At 67.2% G+C, this 20,934-nt stretch carries 20 protein-coding genes; 10 read left to right on the top strand and 10 right to left on the bottom strand.

All coding sequences use genetic code 11. The features are described 5' to 3' along the window. The first annotated feature begins 90 nt into the window (after positions 1-90). The 6 genes from AC1MH0_RS07525 to mmsB all read left to right on the top strand — a co-directional run bounded on the left by AC1MH0_RS07525 (position 91) and on the right by mmsB (position 6,233). Positions 91-1,617 (top strand): CoA-acylating methylmalonate-semialdehyde dehydrogenase, encoded by a 1,527-nt coding sequence (locus tag AC1MH0_RS07525; RefSeq protein ID WP_480965370.1) that lies wholly within the window; start codon positions 91-93, stop codon positions 1,615-1,617. Positions 1,618-1,622: 5 nt separating this feature from the next. Next, positions 1,623-2,033 carry a VOC family protein gene (locus AC1MH0_RS07520; RefSeq protein ID WP_480965369.1) on the top strand — a complete coding sequence of 137 codons (411 nt, stop codon included), beginning with the start codon at positions 1,623-1,625 and terminating at the stop codon, positions 2,031-2,033. Then, a complete protein-coding gene (locus AC1MH0_RS07515; RefSeq protein WP_480965368.1) occupies positions 2,030-3,175 on the top strand; it encodes an acyl-CoA dehydrogenase family protein in 1,146 nt (381 codons plus the stop codon). Before AC1MH0_RS07520 ends, AC1MH0_RS07515 begins: the two co-directional genes overlap by 4 nt. Before the next feature lie 115 nt (positions 3,176-3,290). After that, positions 3,291-4,334, top strand: a complete 1,044-nt coding sequence (locus tag AC1MH0_RS07510; protein WP_480965367.1) for an enoyl-CoA hydratase/isomerase family protein — start codon at positions 3,291-3,293, stop codon at positions 4,332-4,334. Between the two features lie 116 nt (positions 4,335-4,450). Beyond that, positions 4,451-5,224 (top strand): enoyl-CoA hydratase, encoded by a 774-nt coding sequence (locus AC1MH0_RS07505; protein ID WP_480965366.1) that lies wholly within the window; start codon positions 4,451-4,453, stop codon positions 5,222-5,224. A 133-nt stretch (positions 5,225-5,357) separates the two neighbouring features. Beyond that, complete coding sequence (mmsB, locus tag AC1MH0_RS07500) at positions 5,358-6,233, top strand: 3-hydroxyisobutyrate dehydrogenase (protein WP_480965365.1); 876 nt, start codon at positions 5,358-5,360, stop codon at positions 6,231-6,233. 3 nt (positions 6,234-6,236) lie between these two features. Here mmsB and AC1MH0_RS07495 read toward each other — a convergent pair whose 3' ends face one another. The 9 genes from AC1MH0_RS07495 to AC1MH0_RS07455 form a co-directional block, all read right to left on the bottom strand. Continuing rightward, a complete protein-coding gene (locus tag AC1MH0_RS07495) occupies positions 6,237-6,635 on the bottom strand; it encodes an MAPEG family protein (RefSeq protein WP_480965364.1) in 399 nt (132 codons plus the stop codon). Between the two features lie 36 nt (positions 6,636-6,671). Beyond that, positions 6,672-6,890 (bottom strand): hypothetical protein, encoded by a 219-nt coding sequence (locus AC1MH0_RS07490; RefSeq protein WP_480965363.1) that lies wholly within the window; start codon positions 6,888-6,890, stop codon positions 6,672-6,674. A gap of 85 nt (positions 6,891-6,975) precedes the next feature. After that, complete coding sequence (locus AC1MH0_RS07485; protein ID WP_480965362.1) at positions 6,976-8,349, bottom strand: MATE family efflux transporter; 1,374 nt, start codon at positions 8,347-8,349, stop codon at positions 6,976-6,978. Positions 8,350-8,692: 343 nt separating this feature from the next. Further along, positions 8,693-9,781, bottom strand: a complete 1,089-nt coding sequence (locus tag AC1MH0_RS07480; protein ID WP_480965361.1) for an extracellular catalytic domain type 1 short-chain-length polyhydroxyalkanoate depolymerase — start codon at positions 9,779-9,781, stop codon at positions 8,693-8,695. Positions 9,782-9,909: 128 nt separating this feature from the next. Beyond that, positions 9,910-11,163 (bottom strand): adenosylmethionine--8-amino-7-oxononanoate transaminase, encoded by a 1,254-nt coding sequence (locus AC1MH0_RS07475; RefSeq protein WP_480965360.1) that lies wholly within the window; start codon positions 11,161-11,163, stop codon positions 9,910-9,912. Next, positions 11,160-11,777, bottom strand: coding sequence for a dethiobiotin synthase (gene bioD, locus AC1MH0_RS07470; RefSeq protein WP_480965359.1), 618 nt, complete (start codon positions 11,775-11,777; stop codon positions 11,160-11,162). The genes AC1MH0_RS07475 and bioD overlap by 4 nt, the downstream gene beginning before the upstream one ends. Further along, entirely contained in the window at positions 11,774-12,895 is a 1,122-nt protein-coding gene (locus tag AC1MH0_RS07465) for an 8-amino-7-oxononanoate synthase (protein WP_480965358.1), read from the bottom strand. The genes bioD and AC1MH0_RS07465 overlap by 4 nt, the downstream gene beginning before the upstream one ends. Before the next feature lie 44 nt (positions 12,896-12,939). Next, positions 12,940-13,572, bottom strand: coding sequence for a 2-dehydro-3-deoxy-6-phosphogalactonate aldolase (locus tag AC1MH0_RS07460; RefSeq protein WP_480965357.1), 633 nt, complete (start codon positions 13,570-13,572; stop codon positions 12,940-12,942). Continuing rightward, on the bottom strand, positions 13,569-14,432 hold the full coding sequence (locus AC1MH0_RS07455; protein WP_480965356.1) for a 2-dehydro-3-deoxygalactonokinase: 864 nt from the start codon (positions 14,430-14,432) through the stop codon (positions 13,569-13,571). The genes AC1MH0_RS07460 and AC1MH0_RS07455 overlap by 4 nt, the downstream gene beginning before the upstream one ends. A gap of 156 nt (positions 14,433-14,588) precedes the next feature. Here AC1MH0_RS07455 and AC1MH0_RS07450 point away from each other — a divergent pair, with 156 nt between their 5' ends. The 3 genes from AC1MH0_RS07450 (at position 14,589) to AC1MH0_RS07440 (ending at position 19,590) form a co-directional block, all read left to right on the top strand. Continuing rightward, entirely contained in the window at positions 14,589-15,314 is a 726-nt protein-coding gene (locus AC1MH0_RS07450) for a FadR/GntR family transcriptional regulator (RefSeq protein ID WP_480965355.1), read from the top strand. 69 nt (positions 15,315-15,383) lie between these two features. Beyond that, the gene (locus tag AC1MH0_RS07445) at positions 15,384-16,325 is read left to right on the top strand and encodes a Gfo/Idh/MocA family protein (RefSeq protein ID WP_480965354.1); all 942 of its coding nucleotides are present in this window, start codon (positions 15,384-15,386) and stop codon (positions 16,323-16,325) included. A gap of 82 nt (positions 16,326-16,407) precedes the next feature. Next, complete coding sequence (locus AC1MH0_RS07440; RefSeq protein WP_480965353.1) at positions 16,408-19,590, top strand: TRCF domain-containing protein; 3,183 nt, start codon at positions 16,408-16,410, stop codon at positions 19,588-19,590. Positions 19,591-19,600: 10 nt separating this feature from the next. Here the strand turns inward: AC1MH0_RS07440 and AC1MH0_RS07435 are convergent, their stop codons facing one another. Beyond that, the gene (locus AC1MH0_RS07435; protein ID WP_480965352.1) at positions 19,601-20,446 is read right to left on the bottom strand and encodes an N-formylglutamate amidohydrolase; all 846 of its coding nucleotides are present in this window, start codon (positions 20,444-20,446) and stop codon (positions 19,601-19,603) included. Positions 20,447-20,556: 110 nt separating this feature from the next. Between AC1MH0_RS07435 and cpdR the strand changes: the two genes are divergently transcribed. Continuing rightward, positions 20,557-20,934 carry a cell cycle two-component system response regulator CpdR gene (cpdR, locus tag AC1MH0_RS07430; RefSeq protein ID WP_056065257.1) on the top strand — a complete coding sequence of 126 codons (378 nt, stop codon included), beginning with the start codon at positions 20,557-20,559 and terminating at the stop codon, positions 20,932-20,934.

The following is a 20,934-nucleotide window of genomic DNA, read 5'->3' as shown; positions in this document are numbered from 1 at the left end:
CTGCACATTTGCAGAGCGTATCTGCAAACAGCCCCACTTGGCTGCGAAACGCTTATGGCGGACGATGCGGGCAACTAGAAGAGGATGCCCATGCGGACGATCGAGAATTTCGTGAGCGGTGCAGCCAGCACGGCCGAGCGCTTCGGCGACGTGTTCGACCCGAATTCGGGTGAGGTGCAGGCGCGCGTGCGGCTGTCGGGTGCGACCGATCTGGACCGCGCGGTCGCCGCGGCGCAGAAGGCGCAGCCGGGGTGGGCCGCGACTAACCCTCAACGGCGTGCTCGCGTGATGTTCGAGTTCAAGCGGCTCGTCGAGGCGAACATGGACGAACTCGCACGGCTGCTGTCTTCCGAGCATGGTAAGGTGATCGCGGATTCAAAGGGCGATATCCAGCGCGGGCTCGAGGTCATCGAGTTCTGCTGCGGCATTCCGCACATCCTCAAGGGCGAATATACGCAGGGCGCCGGGCCGGGGATCGACGTCTATTCGATGCGCCAGCCGCTTGGCATCGGCGCGGGGATCACGCCGTTCAACTTCCCGGCGATGATCCCGTTGTGGATGTCGGGCGTCGCGATCGCCACGGGCAATGCGTTCATCCTCAAGCCCAGCGAGCGCGATCCGTCGGTGCCGGTGCGGCTCGGCGAATTGTTCGTCGAGGCGGGGCTGCCCGAGGGCATCTTCCAGGTCGTCCACGGCGACAAGGAGATGGTCGACGCGATCCTCGATCACCCGGCGATCTCGGCGGTGAGTTTCGTCGGCTCGTCCGACATCGCGCATTACGTTTATCGGCGCGGCGTCGAGGCGGGCAAGCGCGTCCAGGCGATGGGTGGTGCGAAGAACCACGGCATCGTCATGCCCGACGCGGACCTCGACCAGGTCGTCGTCGACCTGTCGGGCGCGGCGTTCGGGAGCGCGGGCGAGCGCTGCATGGCGCTGCCGGTGGTGGTCCCGGTCGGCGAGAAGACCGCGATTGCGCTGCGCGAGAAGCTGATCCCGGCGATCGCGGCGCTGCGCGTCGGCGTGTCGACCGACAACGACGCGCATTACGGCCCGGTCGTGAATGCAGCCCACCGCAGCCGGATCGAGAACTGGATCCAGACCGGCGTCGACGAGGGCGCGGAACTGGTCGTCGATGGACGCGGGTTTGCGTTGCAGGGGCACGAGAAGGGCTTCTTCATCGGCCCGTCGCTGTTCGATCACGTGACGACGGAGATGTCGGCGTACAAGGAGGAGATCTTCGGGCCGGTGCTCCAGATCGTCCGCGCCGCCGATTTCGAGGAGGCGGTCCGGCTGCCGAGCGAGCATCAATACGGTAATGGCGTCGCGATCTTCACGCGCAACGGCCACGCGGCGCGCGAGTTCGCGGCAAGGGTGAACGTCGGGATGGTGGGGATCAACGTGCCGATCCCGGTGCCGGTCGCGTATCACACCTTCGGCGGCTGGAAGCGCTCGGCGTTCGGCGACACTAACCAGCACGGCATGGAGGGCGTGAAGTTCTGGACCAAGGTCAAGACGATCACGCAGCGTTGGCCGGACGGGTCCGCGCTGCCAGCGATGGCCGAGGATGGCGGTCCGGCGCGCAATAACGACGCGTTCGTCATCCCGACGATGGGGTGATTGGGGTGCGCTTGAGAACCGTCGCCCTCGTCGTTCGCGACTATGACGAAGCGATTGCGTATTTCGTCGGTACGCTGGGCTTCGTGCTGGTCGAGGATAGCGATCTGGGCAGCGGCAAGCGTTGGGTGCGCGTCGCTGCTCCGGGCGGCGGTTCGGCGCTCCTGCTCGCCAAGGCGGTTGGCGATGAGCAAGCCGCGGCGATCGGCAGGGCCGGTGGCGGGCGTGTTTCCTATTTCCTGAACACTGACGATTTCTGGGCGTCTTACGCGGAGTTGAAAGCCAAGGGCGTTGATTTCGTCGAAGCACCGCGCGACGAGCTCTATGGATGGGTCGTCGTGTTCGCCGACCTGTACGGCAACACATGGGATTTGGTCGGATTGACCGCAGACGCAAAAGCCAATGGAGCTTCCTCGTGACCAACCAGTTCGACCTCACCGACGACCAGCGCGAGATCCAGGAACTCGCGCGCCGGTTCACCGCCGACCGGATCACCCCGCATGCGGCCGAGTGGGATGAGAAACACATCTTTCCGCGCGAGACGATCAAGGCCGCGGCCGAACTCGGGTTCGCGGCGATCTATGTCAGCGAGGAGAGCGGGGGGATCGCGCTCGGGCGGCTCGAGGCGGCGCTGATCATGGAGGCGATGTCGTACGGGTGCCCTTCGACGTCCGCTTTCATCAGCATTCATAACATGGCGGCGTGGATGATCGACCGCTTCGGATCTGCCGCGGTGAAGGACAAGTACCTCCCCGATCTGGTGACGATGGACCGGCTGGCGAGCTATTGCCTGACCGAGCCGGGGTCGGGTTCCGACGCGGCTGCTTTGAAAACGCGTGCTGTGCGTGACGGCGACGACTGGATCGTGACCGGCTCGAAGCAGTTCATCTCGGGCGCGGGCGAGAACGAGGTGTACGTGACGATGGTCCGTACCGGTGAGGACGGGCCCAAGGGGATCTCCTGCCTGGTGATCGAGAAGGACATGCCGGGCGTGTCGTTCGGCGCGAACGAGAAGAAGCTCGGCTGGCATTCGCAGCCGACGCGGCAGGTGATCTTAGACGGCGTCCGCGTGCCGGGGGCGAACATGGTCGGCGGCGAGGGCGAGGGCTTCCGGATCGCGATGATGGGCTTGGACGGCGGGCGGCTGAACATCGGCGCGTGCTCGCTTGGCGGTGCGCAGCGGTGTCTCGACGAGGCGATCGCGTATACGAAGGATCGGAAGCAGTTCGGGAAGGCGATCGCGGACTTCCAGAACACGCAGTTCATGCTGGCGGACATGGCAACCGAGTTGGAGGCGGCGCGCGCGTTGCTGTACATGGCAGCGGCGAAGGTGACGGCGAACGCGCCTGACAAGACCAAGTTCGCGGCGATGGCGAAGCGGCTTGCGACGGATACGGGGTCTTCAGTGGTCGACCGTGCGTTGCAGCTGCATGGCGGCTATGGGTATTTGCAGGATTACCCGATCGAACGCTTCTGGCGTGATCTGCGGGTACATTCGATCCTCGAGGGAACGAACCAGGTCATGCAGATGATCGTTGGCCGCGAGCTGACGCGGCAGTGAATCCGCGCAGCCGGAATCTCGATCTTTGCGCCTTTGCGCCTTCGCGTGAACAAGAAGATTCTGATCACGCGAAGGCGCAAAGTCGCGAAGAGTTTATGCGGTGGAGCAATCGTTCATGACCGATGATCTGATCGTCGAGAGTGGAGGGCCTGTCGGCCGGATTCGTCTCAATCGACCCAAGGCATTGCATGCGCTTAACTTAGCGATGTGCGAAGGCGTGCTTGAGACGCTGGAGGCTTGGCGTGGCGATGCGGCGGTCGAGGCGATCGTGGTCGATCATGCCGAAGGGCGTGGGTTCTGCGCTGGCGGGGATATCCGCATGCTTGCAGCCTCGGGCGCGACCGATGGCGTCGAGGCGCGGGCGTTCTTTCATGCCGAGTACCGCATGAACCATCGACTATTCACCTATGCCAAGCCGATTGTGGCGTTCATGGACGGGATCACGATGGGCGGCGGCGTTGGCCTGGCGCTGCCGTGCCGGTTCCGCGTCGCGACCGAGAACACCAAGTTCGCGATGCCGGAGACGGGGATCGGCCTGTTCCCGGACGTCGGTGGCGGCTGGTATCTGTCGCGGTTGCCGGGGCGGATCGGGCAGTATCTCGCGCTGACCGGGCACCGGATCAACGGTGCCGATTGCTTGGCGTTGGGTCTGGCAACGCACTATTTGACGAGTGGTCGTCTCGAAGGCGTGAAGGATTGGATCGTCGAGCGTCCGCGCGAGATCGACCTGATCCTCGCAGGTTCGTCCGACGTACCAGACGATGCGGAGATCATGACGCACCGGGACGACATCGACCGACTGTTTGCTTCGGACGTGCTGGAGGACATCTACGCCGCGCTCGAAGCCGATGGCGGCGAGTGGGCAACGCAGACGCTCGCGACACTGAAGACCAAGTCGCCGCAGACAATGAAGGTCTCGCTTCGTCTGCTCCACGAAGGCGCCGCGATGGCGAGTTTTGCGGACGAGATGCGGCAGGAATATGCGATCGGTGCGCATGTCGTGCAGCGGCATGACTTCATCGAGGGCGTGCGCGCTGTGATCGTCGACAAGGACAACGCGCCGCGCTGGGATCCGGCGACGCCCGAGGATGTGACCGATCACGTGATCGACCAGATTTTCGCGCCGTTGCCTGAAGCGGAGGCGTGGACGCCGGGCTGATACGTCTAAATGTTCTCCCGCGAAGGGTTTCCCTTCAAAGTACTACTTTGAAGGGGCCCCGAAGGCGGGAGCCCAGACTGGGTCCCCGCCTTCGCGGGGATACAAGGAGTAAGTGAATGACCTACGAAACGATCCTCGTCGAGCAGCGCGGTGGCGTCACGCTCGTCACGCTGAACCGTCCGCAGGCGCTGAACGCGCTCAATTCGCAGGTGCTCGCCGACCTGATCGCCGCGTTCGCCGCGTTCGATGCGGATGCGTCGCAGGGCTGTGCGGTACTGACTGGTAGCGCCAAGGCGTTCGCGGCGGGGGCGGACATCAAGGAGATGCAGTCGCAGGGCTTCGCGGAAATGTACGCGAGCAACTTCTTCGCGGGGTGGGAGAATTTCACGCGCACGCGCAAACCGATCGTCGCGGCGGTCGCGGGCTATGCGCTCGGCGGCGGGTGTGAGCTGGCGATGATGTGCGACTTCATCCTTGCCGCCGATACCGCCAAGTTCGGCCAGCCCGAGATCAAGCTCGCCGTGTCCCCCGGCATGGGCGGATCGCAGCGGCTCACGCGCGCGGTCGGCAAGGCCAAGGCGATGGAGATGTGCCTGACCGGGCGGATGATGGACGCCGCCGAAGCCGAGCGCGCGGGGCTGATCTCGCGGATCGTGCCGGCGGACGATCTGGTCGAGGAGGCGGTGAAGACGGCGACCACGATCGCCGCGATGGCGCCGCTGGCGGTGCTGGCGAACAAGGAAATGGTCAACGCGGCGTTCGAGACCGGGCTCGCGATGGGCGTTCAGTTCGAGAGGCGGCTGTTCCACGGACTGTTCGGGACCGCGGACCAGAGCGAAGGCATGGCCGCATTCGTCGAGAAGCGCGCCGGGACCTGGACGGGGAAATGATCACCATTCCCCTCCCGCTTGCGGGAGGGGTCAGGGGAGGGGCGTGCCGCGACTGCCGACGCTTTGATTGTGGCACCGCTCTCCCCCAACCCCTCCCGTGAACGGGAGGGGAGCAGAATTTAGGAGAGAGAACATGGCACGGATCGGTTTCATCGGGCTCGGCAACATGGGCGGCGGGATGGCGGCGAACCTCGCCAAGAAGGGCCACGACGTTCGCGCGTTCGACCTGAGCGCCGACGCTCTGGACAAGGCGAAGGCCGCCGGATGCCTGCCGGTCGCGTCCGCCGCCGAAGCCGCGGACGGTGCCGAGGCGATCGTGACGATGCTCCCCGCCGGCAAGCATGTCGCGGAGGTCTATGACATGCTGTTCGGGGTCGCGTCGCCGTCCGCGATCCTGATCGACTGCTCTACGATCGACGTCGCGACCGCCAAGCAGGTCGCCGCAGCCGCGCAGGCCAAGGGCCTCGTTGCGGTCGACGCGCCCGTCTCGGGTGGGATCGGCGCGGCGAATGCAGGCACGCTCACCTTCATGGTCGGTGGCTCGGCGGAGGCGTTCGACCGGGCGCAGGCTATCCTCGCCGACATGGGCAAGGCGGTCATCCACGCGGGCGGGAACGGCGCGGGGCAGGCGGCGAAGATCTGCAACAACATGATCCTCGGCGCGACGATGATCGCAACCTGCGAGGCGTTCGTGCTGGCGGAGAAGCTAGGGCTCGATGCGCAGGCGTTCTACGACATCGCCAGCGTCTCGTCGGGGCAGAGCTGGTCGATGACGACATATGCACCGCTGCCGGGTATCGGCCCCGATACGCCCGCCGATCACGATTATCAGGGCGGCTTCGCGGCGGCGCTGATGTTGAAGGACCTGCGGCTGGCGATGGCAGCGGCGAAGGATGTCGGCGCGGACACGCCGATGGGCGCGAAGGCGGCCGAGCGTTACGAGGCGTTCGCCGAGGCCGGGCAGGGTGGGCTCGACTTCTCAGCGATCATCCGCACGTTGCGCGGTTAGGCCTTAGAGGAAGCGGACCAGCATCAGCAGCAGGCCGAGGATCGACACCATCCAGCACAGGCTGCGAACATATTTGATGCCGAACAGGTACAGCGGGATGTACGCGATCCGCGCGCCGAACCAGAGCCACGCCCCGATCGCGCCGAGCCCACCGGTACGATCGGTCACGGCCAGTCCCAGCGCCAGCGCGATGAAGACAGGATAGGTCTCCTGGAAATTCTCCAGCGCTCGCTCGGCGCGACCGGCCATCTCACCGAGCGGCTTCTGCTCGCCATCGCGGGGCCCGGCGTTCCAGTCGAGCCCGCGGTCGCGCGTCGCGGTCTGCCCCTGGATCATCACATAGGCGAACAGCAGCACGGTGGACCAGCCGAGCAGCAGGAGTTCTGTGGGTAATGGCGTCATGATCGATCTCCGCAGGGCAGCGGGTCTCGAACGCCGCTATGCCAGCGAGGTTGCGCCGGACTTGAGCGGGATCGCAAGCTGCCGTGCATCGCGCGCGCGGTGGAAGGCACGGTCGGCGTCGTCGATCGCGCCCAGCAACGCCCCGAAACACGGCATTTCGTTGATCGGGTAGACGCGTGACAGGTCATGGCCCAGCGCGAAAACATCGTGCTGCGTGAGCAAACCGATCGCGACGATGCGGTCTTGATCAGGCATAGGTTAGGCTCCAGTGGTGTAACACACGTTAACACAACGAAGCGGCTATGTATCGCTGTTGTAAGACAAAGCGGCCAAGCGAGCCCTAGCCGAGGCCAAGTCGCTCGCGCGCCTGCCAACGGGCGATCATCAGCACGGCGACCACCGCCAATCCGGTTGCCAGCCCGGTCCAGATGCCGACGCCGCCCCAGCCGCGGCCGAATGCCAGCCACGCGCCGACGCCGATGCCGATCCCCCAATAACCGATTGCGGCGAACAGCATCGGGACCTTGGTATCGCCGAGCCCGCGCAGCATCCCGGCGCCGACCACCTGCGCGCCGTCGACCACCTGGAACACTGCGGCGACTGCGAGCAGCGAGATCGCCAAGGCGACGACCGGCGCGTTTGCGGGCGCGTCGACGTCGAGGATGATGCCGATCAGCATCTGGGGGGCGAGGACAAGTAGGGCGGCGGTCAGCACCATGAAGCCCTCGCCGATCGCGAACGCCGCCCAGCCGGCACGGCCGATGCCCGCGCGGTCGCCGCGACCAGAGGCTAGCCCGACGCGGACGGTGGCGGCTTGGGCGATGCCGAGCGGGACCATGAAGGTGACGCTGGCGATCTGGATCGCGATCGCGTGCGCGGCCAGCGGTACGGTGCCGAGCAGCCCCATCAGGAACACCGCGGCGATGAACACGGTGGACTCGAACCCCAGCGTGATCGCGATCGGCAGGCCCAGCGTCCAGACCGCGCGGTATCGCGGCCAGTCGGCGCGCCAGAACCGGCCGAGCAGGCGGTAGCGGCGGAACGGCCTCGCGTAGACGATGACGGTGGCCATCGCGACGAAGCTGAGGCCGTTGGCGATGCTGCTTGCCATCCCCGAGCCGAGCAGGCCGAGCGGGGGGAGGCCGGCGTGGCCGAAGATCAGCAGCCAGTTGAGCCCGGCGTTGACGACCAGCAGCCCGACCATCACCACCAGCGACCAAGCGGGTTTCTCCAGCGCGGCGACGAACGCGCGGAGTACGAGGAAGCAGAGGCTGGGCAGCATTCCCCACATTACCGCGCGAACGAACCGCGCCGCTTCGTGCGCGAGCAGGGGGTCCTGGTCGAGCAGGTGGACGAGGATCGGCTCGGCATTCCACAACACGATCCAGGACGGAACGCAGAGCGTGGCGGCGACCCAGATTGTCTGGCGCACCGTCCGGCGGATATCGCGCACAGCATGCGGCCGCGCACCCCGCTCGCGTGCGATCATCGGGACGGCGGCGGTGGTGAGGCCCATCCCGAATATCAGGAAGACGAGGTAGAGATTGAGGCCCAGCGTCGCTGCCGCCAGCGTGTCCGACCCGAGCCGGCCCAGCATCGCGACGTCGGTCCCGCCGACGAGCGCCTGCGCGAGGTTGGCCGCGACGAGCGGCCAGGCGAGTTTCAGCGTCGCGGCGAACTCGGTACGCCAAGGGCGGGGCGGGGTGGACGTCATGCGGTGGCTTTAGCCGGGTTGGGCGGCTTGTCGATCGCTCGCGTCGATCCTCTTCCTGGTAGGGAAGGCGACGCATGGGAGGACACGCAACGGATGTCGTTCATTCCTCCCCCTCCGTCAGGCCGATGCCTGCCACCTCCCCCTGGCGGGGGAGGATCGATATGGTGGACTGTGGCGTGCGATTGTGCGGTTGAGGCCGTCGAGGTTCATTAATTCCGTCATCCTGACGAAAGTCAGGATCCAGGGTAACGGATGGTGGCCCATATGGCTCTGGATCCTGACTTTCGTCAGGATGACGGGTGGCAGTGGCGGGAGTGCACCCGACCGTTAGCCGATGCCTATCCTACCGCATCAACCCGGCTGCGCGGAGGGCGTTCTCGATCGTCGCTTGGATACCGGCGGGCGCCTCGGCGCGTGGCTTGGGCGCGGATTTTGGCGTAACAGGAATCGCTATCTTGGCGACGCGTTCGACCGGGGCCGGCTTAGCCGCAGTCATCGTCCTCCCATCAGCAACCAGGCCCCAGGACTTCGCGATCACCGCCGTGCTCGAAAGCCCGACATCAAGCATGAACGGCCCCGCAGCGCCCAGGCGCTCGCCGTGCAACGGATCGATCGGCGTGCCGTGGCCCATGCCTGGGACGGTCCAGTCCTCGACGACGTCACGCCCTTCCGCATCCGACCAGATCCGGTGGACGGCGGTACCTACCCTCTCCGTGCGCACCGCTTTGGCGTCGACGCCGTGGACGCCGCGCCACTGCCGTGCGATCGTGTCCGCGTTCGCTACGCTCACCGTCGCGTCCGCGCCGCCGTGCCAGATCGCCAGCGTCGGCCAGCGCCCGTCATGCCCACGCGCGCCGCTGCGGACCATGTCGACCAGCGTGGTGTCGCTGGTGTCGCCATGCCCGCGCATCCGGTCGAGCGCCTGCGACACGCCGGTCGCGGTGCCGTAGGCTAACCCGCCGATCACCGCACCGCCCGCGAACAGGTCCGGCCGCGTGGCGAGCATAGCCATCGTCATCGCGCCGCCCGCGGACAGGCCGGTAACGTACACGCGGCTGCGGTCGAGGCCGTGGCGGGCGATCATCGTCTCGGTCATCTGCGCGATCGATTCGGCCTCGCCGCCGGCCTGTGCGGTGTCCTCCGAGGCGAACCAGTTGAAGCAGACGTTAGGGTTGTTCGCACGCGTCTGCTCCGGGAAGACCAGCGCGAAACCCGCGCGATCGGCGAGCTTCGACCAGCCTGAGCCGTGGTCATACCCTGCCGCCGTTTGCGTGCAGCCGTGCAGGACTACGACAAGTGGCGCATTCGATTGCAGGTCAGCGGGAACGTAGCTGAAGCCGAGTAGCGCGCCCGGATTGGTCCCGAACTCGGTCAGCGGCGTCAGGCGGCTGGGCGCGGTGTCGCGCTGCGTCGGCGCTCCGGCGCGCGCCATGCGGGCGAGGGTATCGGCGATGTTTCTCACGGTAATCGAGCCTTTCGTCGCCAGCGTACTTGGCCGCGATCTTATCTCAACGTCGCACGTACATCATTTGTTGCTGCAGTGCAGCAAGAACGTCAGGATCAGTGCCGGATTGTATCGCACGCTTCGGCGATCGCCGCATAGATGCGGTCCAGATCGGCGTCTTCGATACAATAGGGCGGCATCACGTAGACGGTGTTGCCGAGCGGGCGGAGCAGCAGGCCGCGCTCGCCGAAGAACTTGAGCAGGCGCGGGCCGGTCTGCGACAGATAGCCGTCCTCGCCGCGGAGTTCGACCGCGGTGATCGTGCCGATCTGGCGCGCGTTGGCGATGCGGGGGTGGCGGGCGAGAGCTTCCAGCCGCGAGGCTTGGCGTGCGGAGAGGTTCGCGACCCGGTCGCGCACCGGTTCGTCGCGCCAGATCGCGAGGTTCGCATTGGCGGCGGCGCAGGCGATCGGGTTGGCGGTGTAGCTCGACGAGTGGAAGAACATCCGCGACCTGTCGGTGCCGTAATGCGCCTGGTAGATCACCTCGGTCGCCATCGTCACCGCGAGCGGGATCGCGCCGCCGGTCAGCCCCTTCGACAGGCAGAGGATGTCGGGCACCACGCCGGCCTGCTCGCAGGCGAGCAAGGTGCCGGTGCGGCCCCAGCCGGTCATCACCTCGTCGGCGATGAACAGAACGTCGTGCGCTGCGCAGATGCGTCTCATCTCGGCGAGGACGTGGGCTGGATAGATGTGCATCCCGCCCGCGCCGAGCAGCAACGGCTCGACGATGAACGCGGCGGAGTGTGCGGCGCAGGCGGCCTCCAGCGCGTCGAGCGTTGCCTGTTCGTGCCCGGCGGCGGGGAAGGGGATCGTGCCGACGTCGAACAGCAACGGCGCGTACGCCCGGTTGTAGACGCCGCGTGCGCCGACCGACATCGCGCCGATCGTGTCGCCGTGATAGCCGTGTTCGAGCACGAGAATGCGGTGGCGATCCTCGCCCCGATCGAGCCAGTAACCGAGCGCCATCTTCAGCGCGCACTCGACGCTGGTCGAGCCCGAGTCCGAGAAGAACACACGAGTCAGGTCCGGCGGCATGATCGCGGTCAGGCCGCGCGCGAGGTCTTCGGCAGGCTGGTGCGTCCAGCCGGCGAAGATGATCTGGTCGAGCTTCCCCGCCTGTTCTGCGATCGCCGCCATGATCCTGGGGTTGGCATGGCCATGCGTCGTCACCCACCAGGACGAGATCGCATCGACGATCCGCCGGCCATCCGACGTGTAGAGCGCGGCGCCCTCGGCATGCGTGACAAGCGGGATCGGCTCGCGCAGGCCGTGCTGCGTGAAGGGGTGCCAGACGGGGGAATCGGTCACTGGAACGCCTTCAGGTCGAAGTTCGCGGCGAACGCCTCGGCTAGGTTCGCTGCGTTCAGCGGATCGAGGCGGGGCAGGCGGCCGAGCCGGCGAACCTTGCCGAGTGCAGCGATCGTCGCCTCGCTATCCTCGACCGCGTCGCCGACGAAGGCGATGCCGAGGATGGGGACAGCGCGGCTGCGCAGTGCCTCGATCGAAAGCAGGCTGTGATTGATCGTGCCGAGCCCGGTGCGCGCGACGAGCACGACCGGCTTGCCCCATTGCGCGAAGAGGTCGGCGAAGATCAGGTCGCGTGTCACGGGGACCATCACGCCGCCCGCGCCCTCGACCACCAGGGGGCCATCGACTTGGGGTAGCGCAAGCCGGTCCGGATCGATCGTCACGCGGTCGATCTCGGCGGCGAGATGCGGCGAGCACGGGGTCGTCAGCCGGTATGCTTCGGGAAGGACGTGGTTCGCGGGCACGCCGAGCGTTACGACCGAGGCTGCGTCGCTGCCGTCCGCAAGCCCCGCCTGCACCGGCTTCCAGTACCGCGCGCGCAGTGCAGCGGTGAGTCCGGCGGCGAACACGGTCTTGCCGATATCGGTGTCCGTTCCGGTAACGACGATCGTCATTTCAAAGCCTCTTCCATGACCTCAGCCAGAGCCTTAATATCCGCGAGCGTCGCGTTGAGCGTCAACGATATCCGCAACCGCGACCCCCCCTCGGGCACGGTCGGCGGCCGAATCCCGCGCACGTCGAACCCTGCCGCCTGGATCGCGCCCGCGACGCGCATCGTCCGCGCCGCATCGCCCAGCACGAGCGGCAGGATCTGCGACCCCGTCGCCGCGACGCCGTAAGGGGCAAGCACGCGTTCCGCCGTCGCGATCAACGCCCAGAGGTTTTCCCGCCGCGCTGGTTCGTCCGCGACAATCCGCAGAGCCTCGCCGACCGCCAGCGCCATCAGCGGCGACGGCGCGGTCGAGAAGATGAACCCGCGCCCGCGGTTGACGATGAACTCGCGCATCACCGCCGGTCCGCACAGCAAAGCTCCCTCGCACCCCAGCGCCTTGCCGCAGGTGCGCAGGGTGATGACGTTCTCGCGTCCGTCGAGCGCTTCGGCGAGCCCGCGGCCCTCGGCGCCGAACACGCCGGTCGCGTGCGCCTCGTCGATCAGGAGGACGGCGTCGTGCCGATCGGCGATCTTGGCGAGTGCCGCGAGCGGGGCCTGGTCGCCGTCCATGCTGTAGAGGCTCTCGACCGCGATCCACACGCGCCCCGTCCCGCCCGACTCGCGCCACGCGGCGATCGCATCCTCGAACGCATCGGCATCGTTATGCGTCGCGGCGACGAAGGTCGCTCGCGTGAGACGCATGCCTTCGTGCGCACTTGCGTGGATCAGCGCGTCGTGGACGATCAGGTCGCCGCGCTGGGGTAGGGTCGCGAACAGGATCGTGTTGGCGACGTAGCCGCTCGCGAAGAACAGCGCCGCCTCGGTCCCGAAGAACCGCGCGGCCTCCGCTTCCAGCGCCTCGTGCTGGGGTGCGTTCCCGCGCAGCAACCGCGACCCGCCCGATCCTACCGGCACGCCGCGCTGCAACGCGTCGGTCATCGCCGCGCGAAGCCGGTCCGATCCGGCAAGTCCGAGATAGTCGTTCGAAGCGAAATCGACGCCCGTACGCGGCCGGAGCGATCGGTACCGGTCAGCGGCCGTCAGTCTGGCGAGGTCTCGTTCCTGTTCGGCAAACATCATCGCGCGGCCCTACCGCCATCGCACCACGAAGACGATAGCGCGGTTTACCCAGCGTTCCACGTCTCGATGAACGTCTTCGCTCGTGCGCCGACGTCCGCTGCGGTTATGCCGGGTGCGAACAGGGCCGAGCCTAGGCCGAAGCCAACGGCGCCGGCTTTGCGCCAGTCCGCCATCAGTTCCGGCACGATCCCGCCGACCGGCAGCACGCGCGTGTCCTTGGGGAGGATCGCGCGCATCGCCTTCAACACCGCGGGGCTCGCGGCTTCGGCGGGGAATAGCTTCAAGGCCGCCGCGCCTGCGTCGAGCGCGGCGAATGCCTCGGTGGGCGTGGCGATGCCGGGGAGCGCGACATAGCCGCGCTCCGCCGCTGCGGCGATCACGCGGACGTTCGCGTTGGGGGCGATAATCAGCGTGCCGCCCGCCGCGCCAACCGCCGCGACGTCCTCGACACGCAACACCGTGCCTGCGCCGACGACCGCACGTCCCTCGAACCGACGCGCCAGCCGGGCGATGCTGTTGAGCGGATCGGGCGAGTTCATCGGCACTTCGAGGATCGTGAAGCCCGCCTCGACCAGCGCATCGCCGATCGCCTCGACCTCATCGGGCTTCACGCCCCGGAGGATCGCGATCAGCGGGCATTTCGCGAAGGCGTCGTCGAAAGCTTGGCGGTTGGTCATGCTGCAAAATCCTGGATGCGGGTGATGCCAGCAACGAACGCGGCCTGGCTGTCTACATGGTGCGAGGTGCCGCCGAGTGCATCGATCGCGCTGGCATACAGCGCGCCGAGGGTTGCGTCGGCGAGGATGTGGACGGTCGCGCCTGCCTCTATCCGCGCGGCAGTGTCCGCACCGATCAGCAGCCCGCTCGCGAACGAGGCGGCGTGCGCATCGTCGGCAAGTCCGAGTACACCGCGCGCGCGGATCGCGAACAGGCTGGCGGCGAGATCGCGTTTCGCGCCCTCCGCAACCCCTTCCAGAAACGCCGTACCCGGCTCGACCGGATGACCGAGCTGCCGCGAAAGGACGCCGTGCGCGCGAAGCAACGCAAACAGCTCGCCAGTCATCGAGGTGGTGAACCGCGTGATCGCCCCACGCTCGACGGTCGCCCATTTGCAATGCGTGCCGGGCTGGCAAAGGAGCGCATCGGCAGGCACCAATTCGGCCGCCACCGCGCCGAGGAGCTGGACCTCCTCGCCGCGCATGACGTCGGCGTGCAGCCCGTCGCGGTACGAGAGGCCGGGCACGATCGCGGTCCGGCCGTCGATCCGGTCGAGCGCTGCGGCGATCTCGGCAAGTCCCACGGGCGCTGCGACATAGGGCACGCTACGCCACCCGATGTTCGATCCGACCATCCCGGCGAGCAGCATCGGCAGGTCGCCCAGGCGCGCGCGAATACCCGCGACCTCGGCCTCGTAATCACCCGCCGCGACGTTGGCCGCGCCGCGGTCGTCGCGCTCGGTCGCAGCGACTTTTCCGTTCTCGATCCGGAACGCCCGTCGATTGGTCGTGCCCCAGTCGACTGCAATGAATGCCCGCATAGTGTCCCTCGACGTAGTTACAGGCGTCGTTTCGCGCGTACGGCGCCCGCTGCGTTGCCAATTGTACGATGAATACGCCGCGGCTTCCATCGGATATCGTTTCGGTTCGCGGCAAGACGCGTGACACCAGCACCGCGTTGCGCCAAAACCCCGCCAATGGCGATCGATACGACAGACGGCGACGTTCTTCCCACCACCACGATCGTGGGGCGAAACCTGACTCACGGGATGCTCGATACGCTCGGTCGGGCAATCGTGACCGGACGGTACGAACAACGGCCGTTCCCGACCGAGGCGGAGATCGCCAAGACCCACGGCGTCAGCCGCTCGGTGACACGCGAGGCGGTCAAGATGCTGACCGCCAAGGGACTGGTCAGTGCCAGGCCGCGTCAAGGGACGGTGGTGCAGCCCGCCAGCGCCTGGAACCTGTTCGACACCGACGTGTTGCGCTGGACGCTGGAGCGCAAGTTCTCGGTCGAGTTGCTACGCCATTTCAACCAGTTGCGGATCGCGATCGAGCCGGAAGCAGCGGCGCTGGCGGCGCGTTTCGCCGATGCTTCAGATGATAGCGCGATCCGCAACGGCCTAGCGCAGATGGAGGCGGGCGAGGACGGGACGGCCGATCCGCTCGAGGCCGATATCGCGTTTCACATGGCGATCCTGCGGGCGTCCAAGAACCCGTTCTACGCGCAGTTCCAGTCGGTGGTCTCGACCGCGTTGCGGACGTCGATCCGCTTCACCAACCGGATCAAGGGCCGTTCCGCCAACATTCCCGATCACGCCGCGGTGGCCGACGCGATCACCGCCCGCGACCCCGCCGCGGCACGGATCGCGATGGCACGGATCATCGGCGACGTGCTGACGCTGATAGGCGACGAGTAAGCCCCGCCCGCGCGATCGCGGACCGAGCGAACGCGCGCGAACCTGATACGATAACTGAGAGGATTTCTAATGGCGACCGAGGCAGTGTCCGCGAGGCCGATACGGCTGGCGATCATCGGCGTGGGCAAGATCGCGCGCGACCAGCACCTGCCGGCGATCGCCAACGATCCACGGTTCGAACTCGTTGCCGCCGTCAGTCGCAACGCGGTGGTCGACGGCGTGGCCAATTATCATGACATTGCCGAGTTACTCGTGGCTGGACACGATTTGGACGCTGTCTCGATCTGTACGCCGCCGGTCGGTCGCTCCGCGATCGCGATGGCCGCGCTCGATGCCGGGCTAGACGTGATGATGGAAAAGCCCCCCGCCGCGACGTTGTCCGAGGTCGCGCGGATCGAGGCGCATGCGGTTGCCGCGGGCCGGTCGCTGTTCACCACCTGGCATTCGCGCGAAGCGGCCGGCGTCGCGCCGGCGCATGCGTGGCTCGCCGATCGCACGGTAGAACGCGTCACGATCGCCTGGCGGGAAGATATCCGGCGCTGGCACCCCGGGCAGGACTGGATCTTGGAAGCCGGCGGGTTCGGCGTGTTCGATCCCGGTATCAACGCGCTGTCGATCGCGACCGAGATCCTCCCCGGCGACTGGGTGGTGCATCGTGCGGACCTGCATGTGCCGGACGGCCGGATGTCGCCGCTGGCTGCCGATATCGATCTCACCTGTGGCGACATCCCCGTGACGGCGGCGTTCGACTTCCTGCATGAAGGCCCGCAGCAATGGGACATCGTCGTCGAGACCGACGGCGGTACGCTCAAGCTGAGCATGGGCGGCGCGATTCTGGAAGTCGACGGCGAGGTGACCAAGGCGCCAGACGCGGAATATCCCGGGCTCTATGCCAAGTTCGCGGCGCTTGTCGGCTCGCGCTCGAGCGATGTGGACGTTACGCCGCTGCGGCTCGTGGCGGACGCGTTCCTGGTCGGACGACGGACGATCGTTCCTGCCTTCGAATGGTGATCGAATACCCTGATCGAGGATAGTATCGCCGGAACGCACGCTGCCTGCATCACGTTCATCCTCGAAAGAAGGATGCGTATCGGTGCTTCAGATCAGTCAAGACGTCGAGAATACGGATGTTGCGCCAGCGATAGCGGCGAAGTCTAGCGCGGTGGCGCCGCTGGCGGCGGCGATCGTCGAGCGTTTGTCTGACGGGAACCTCGTCTACGTCGCGGCGGACGATCAGCGTGCGACGGAGATCGCGACCATCGCGGCGGCGCTCGCGCCCGATGCGCTGGTCGTCCATGTGCCGTCGAGTGACGCTCTGCCGGGCGACGATGCGCCGGCATCGCCTGCCAATGTCGGACGTCGGGTTGCAGCGTTGCGGCGGCTGCGCGCGGGGGCCGAGAGTGAGGCGGCGCCGATCCTGGTTGTCACGACTGCCGAGGCGACGGCGGTCCGCTATCCGCCGCCGCCAATGTTCGACGTCGCGCCACCGCGGCTGCAGGTCGGCGATCCGATCGACATCGAGGCGTTTGCCGCGATCGCCGAGGAGGTCGGCTACCTGACCGACGATCGAATCGACGAACCCGGCGAGATCGCGGTACGCGGTGGCGTGATCGACGTGTTCCCCGCGGACCGCGAGACTCCGGTCCGGATCGAGTTCGCCGATGGCCACATTACCGGGCTTCGCGATTACGATCCGGTGTCTCAGCTCGGCCTGGGCGACGTCGACGTCGTCGAGATCGGCCGCGCGACCGAGCCCGTGGTCGAGAAGGGCGTGTCGATCCTCGCGCACCTACCGGATGCAGCGATCGCGTTCGACCGGGATGCGGAGAAGCGGCGCGATCGGTTCCTTGCCATCGCCGCGGATGGATTGCCCCGGCGTCGTGCCTCCGCCGATCTGGTCCTCGAAAAGGTCTGGGCAACCGAGATCGCGAAACGTGAAACGGCCGCGTTCGACGTCGGCGACGAAATGCCCCCACGGTTCATCGAACGGCGCGATCCGGCGCGTGCGTTCGCCCGGTTCGCGAAGGACGCGCTCGCGGATGGGCGTCTGCTGGTCGTGGGATCGCCGCGCGACCTGCGGTTCCTCCAGCCCAGGCTCGAGCGAGCGGCGAAGATCACCTTCACGTCGGTCGATCACTGGACGGACGTCGTTTCGGCGAAGCCCGGCACGGCGATGTTGCTGGTCGCCCCGGTCGATCGCGGGTTCGTCGCGAGTGGGACCGCGGTCGTTGCCGGCGCGGACCTGCTCGGCGGGCGGGCGCGTGGGGACGAGATCGCAGGCGGCAGCGCGGGCATGCTGCCGGGACTGACCAGCGAGCTGCGATGCGGCGACGTGATCGTCCACGAGGAGTTCGGGATCGGCGTCGTCCGCGGGCTCGAGATGCTGCCGGGGACCGATGGTGACGCGATCATCCTCGAATATGCCAAGGAAGGCCGCCGCCTGGTGCCGGTGCGCGAGGCCGACCGGATATGGCGGTACGGCGCGGAGATCGAGGCGGTCACGCTCGATTCGCTCGACGGCGCGTCGTGGCAGAAGCGGCGTGGCGCGATCGATGCCGCGATTGCCGAGAGCGCGCGGGATCTGGCCGCCATCGCTGCCGAGCGCGACGCACGGACGACCGATCCGATCGAGCCCGACCGCGCCCGCTACGAGAAATTCGCCGCGGGCTTCGCGTTCACCGAGACGCCTGATCAGGCAAAGGCGATTTCGACGACGCTGGCGGACCTTGCGAGCGGCAAGCCGATGGACCGACTGATCATCGGCGACGTCGGCTACGGCAAGACCGAGGTCGCGTTGCGAGCCGCTGCTGCCGTTGCGCTGGCCGGGCGCCAGGTTGCGATCGCCGCGCCGACGACGGTGCTGGTCCGCCAGCATATCGAGACGTTCTCGAAGCGGTTCGAGGGGACCGGCGTGGCCGTTGCCGGCCTGTCGCGGCTGTCGAGCACGGCGGAGAAGGCAAGGGTTCGGGCGGGGCTTGCGGACGGATCGATCGGCGTCGTGATCGGCACGGGGGCGATCGCCGGCAAGGGCGTCGCATACAAGAATCTCGCGCTCGTCGTGATCGATGAAGAGCAAAGGTTCGGCGCGGCCGACAAGGCCAAGATGCACGCGCTGGGGGCGGGGCATGTCCTGACGTTGAGCGCGACGCCGATCCCGCGGACGCTGCAATCCGCGATGATCGGGTTGCAGGGCTTGTCGGTCATCGCGACGCCGCCGGCACGTCGCCAGCCGATCCGCACGTCGGTGGCGCAGTTCGACGACGCGACGGTGCGCGCGGCGCTGCGTCGGGAGCGGGCGCGCGGCGGACAAAGCTTCGTCGTGGTGCCGCGGATCGACGACATGGCGCCGCTTGCCGCCAAGCTGGCCAAGCTCGTGCCCGAACTCGGGCTGGTACAGGCGCACGGGAAAATGCCGGCGGGGGACATCGATGAGGCGATGGTGGCGTTCGCGGCGGGCGATGGCGACGTGCTGCTCGCGACCAACATCATCGAGGCCGGGCTCGACGTGCCGCGCGCGAACACGATGATCGTGCATCACGCGGACCGGTTCGGGTTGTCGCAGCTGCATCAGTTGCGCGGACGCGTCGGCCGCAGTGGACGGCGGGGGCAGGTGATGCTGCTGACCGACGGCGAGGCGACGATCGCGGAGGCGACGCTGAAGCGGTTGCGCACGCTCCAGGCGTTCGACCGCCTGGGCGCGGGCTTTGCGATCAGCGCGCGCGACCTCGATCTGCGGGGGGCGGGCGATCTGGTCGGCGAGGCGCAGGCCGGTCACATGAAGCTGATCGGGATCGACCTCTACCAGCATCTGTTCGGTCGCGCGTTGCGGCTGGCGCGGATCGACCGCGAGGGCGGTGCGCCGATCGACGACTGGGTTCCCGAGCTTCACCTCGAACTGGGCGGCAGCCTTCCCGAAGCGTGGATCCCTGAGATCGAGGTGCGGATGTCGCTCTATGGCCGGCTTGCACGGCTGGAGGACATCTCGGCGCTCGACCTGTTCGAGGTGGAGCTGGACGACCGGTTCGGCAAGGCGCCCGAGGCGGCACTGCGACTGTTGCAGGTGGCGCGTATCCGGATGATGGCGCGTGAGGCGGGCGTACGACAGATCGACGCAGGTCCCGCTGCGATCGCGTTCACGCCGCACGACCGGACTGCGGCGAAACCGCTCGACGATCTGGTCGAGAAGAACGGGCGCTGGATCGCCGCCGAGGGCATTGCCGACCCGATCGCGCGGGCAGGGCGGATCGAGGAACTGCTGGACGCGCTGATCGGCTAGGCGCGTTCGGTTACTCTGCGGCGGCGGCGAGCGGGAGGGGCAAGGCCTCGTCAGTGAGTGCCGCCAAGATCGCGCGTACGAGGTCGACGACGCGGGCGAAGCCGGCGCCGGGCGCGTGGAGCTTGCGATCGAGGTACAGCGTGCGATCCAGTTCGAACTGAACCGCGTGAACGTTTGCGGCCGGACACGCATGGCGTTCGAGGATATGGCCGCCCGCATAAGGCGCGTTGATCGCGGTCGAGAAACCGCGCGCGACGCACTCGGCTTCGATTCGCGCGACGAAGCGTGGCTCGGCGGAATGGCCGAACCGGTCGCCGATCACGATTCGCGATCCACCCGGCCCGAGCGGCGGCATCGAATGCACGTCGAGCAACACCGCCACGCCGAACCGGTCGTGCGCCGCCTTCAACGCCGACGCGAGCGCCGCATGGTACGGGCGGTGATCGTTGGCGATCCGCGCGGTGACGTCGGCATCGGTGAACCGCCGCGCCCAGAGATCGCCCGCCCCCGATGCGCGGCGTGGGACAAGACCGAGCCCGCTGCGCAGCTTGGCGGATTGCTGGGCGAGCGGCAGCGACGGCGCACCCTCGTCGAGCAGCGGATCGCGTTCGTCCTCGCGCCGATTGAGATCGATCCAGGCGCGCGCGCGCGTCTGGACGATCGTCGTCTGGTCGCTCCGTGCGGCACGCGCCACCGCATCGACCAGCCGGTCCTCGAGCGGCAGCAGCCCGGCAAGCGGCACGCGCAACGCCGTCTTGAGCGCGAGCGGATAGTCCCGGCCTGCGTGCGGGACGGACACCACCACCGGGCTCACGGGCGGCATTGCGCCTAGGCGCTCGAAGGAAGAAGACTGCATCGCACCACGCTAGGGCCAGCACCCGGCATGGGCAATCGACCTGGATATGTTAACCATTTTCAGGGTAGGGCGGCCGCGGAATGTGCGTGTGAAAACGGGACTTTAGATCAATGTTACGAATTCTGCTGGCCGAGGACGATCAGGTCATGCGCGAGTATCTGACTCGGGCGCTCGAACGCTCGGGCTATGCGGTGACCGCAGTCGACCGGGGGACGGCGGCGATTCCGTTGCTCGAAACCGAGACGTTCGATTTGCTGCTGACCGATATTGTCATGCCCGAGATGGATGGCATCGAACTGGCGCAGAAGGCCGGCGAGATGTGCGCGGACCTGCGCGTGATGTTCATCACCGGCTTTGCGGCGGTCACGTTGAAGGCCGGGCGGGCGATGCCGCAGGCCCGCGTGCTGTCCAAGCCGTTCCACCTGCGCGACCTGGTCGCCGAGGTCGATCGGCTGTTCGAGATGGATAATGTGACGGGTATGCATTGA

The organism is Sphingomonas sp. AP28, assembly GCF_056680455.1.
This window is presented reverse-complemented; position numbering and strand designations above follow the sequence as displayed.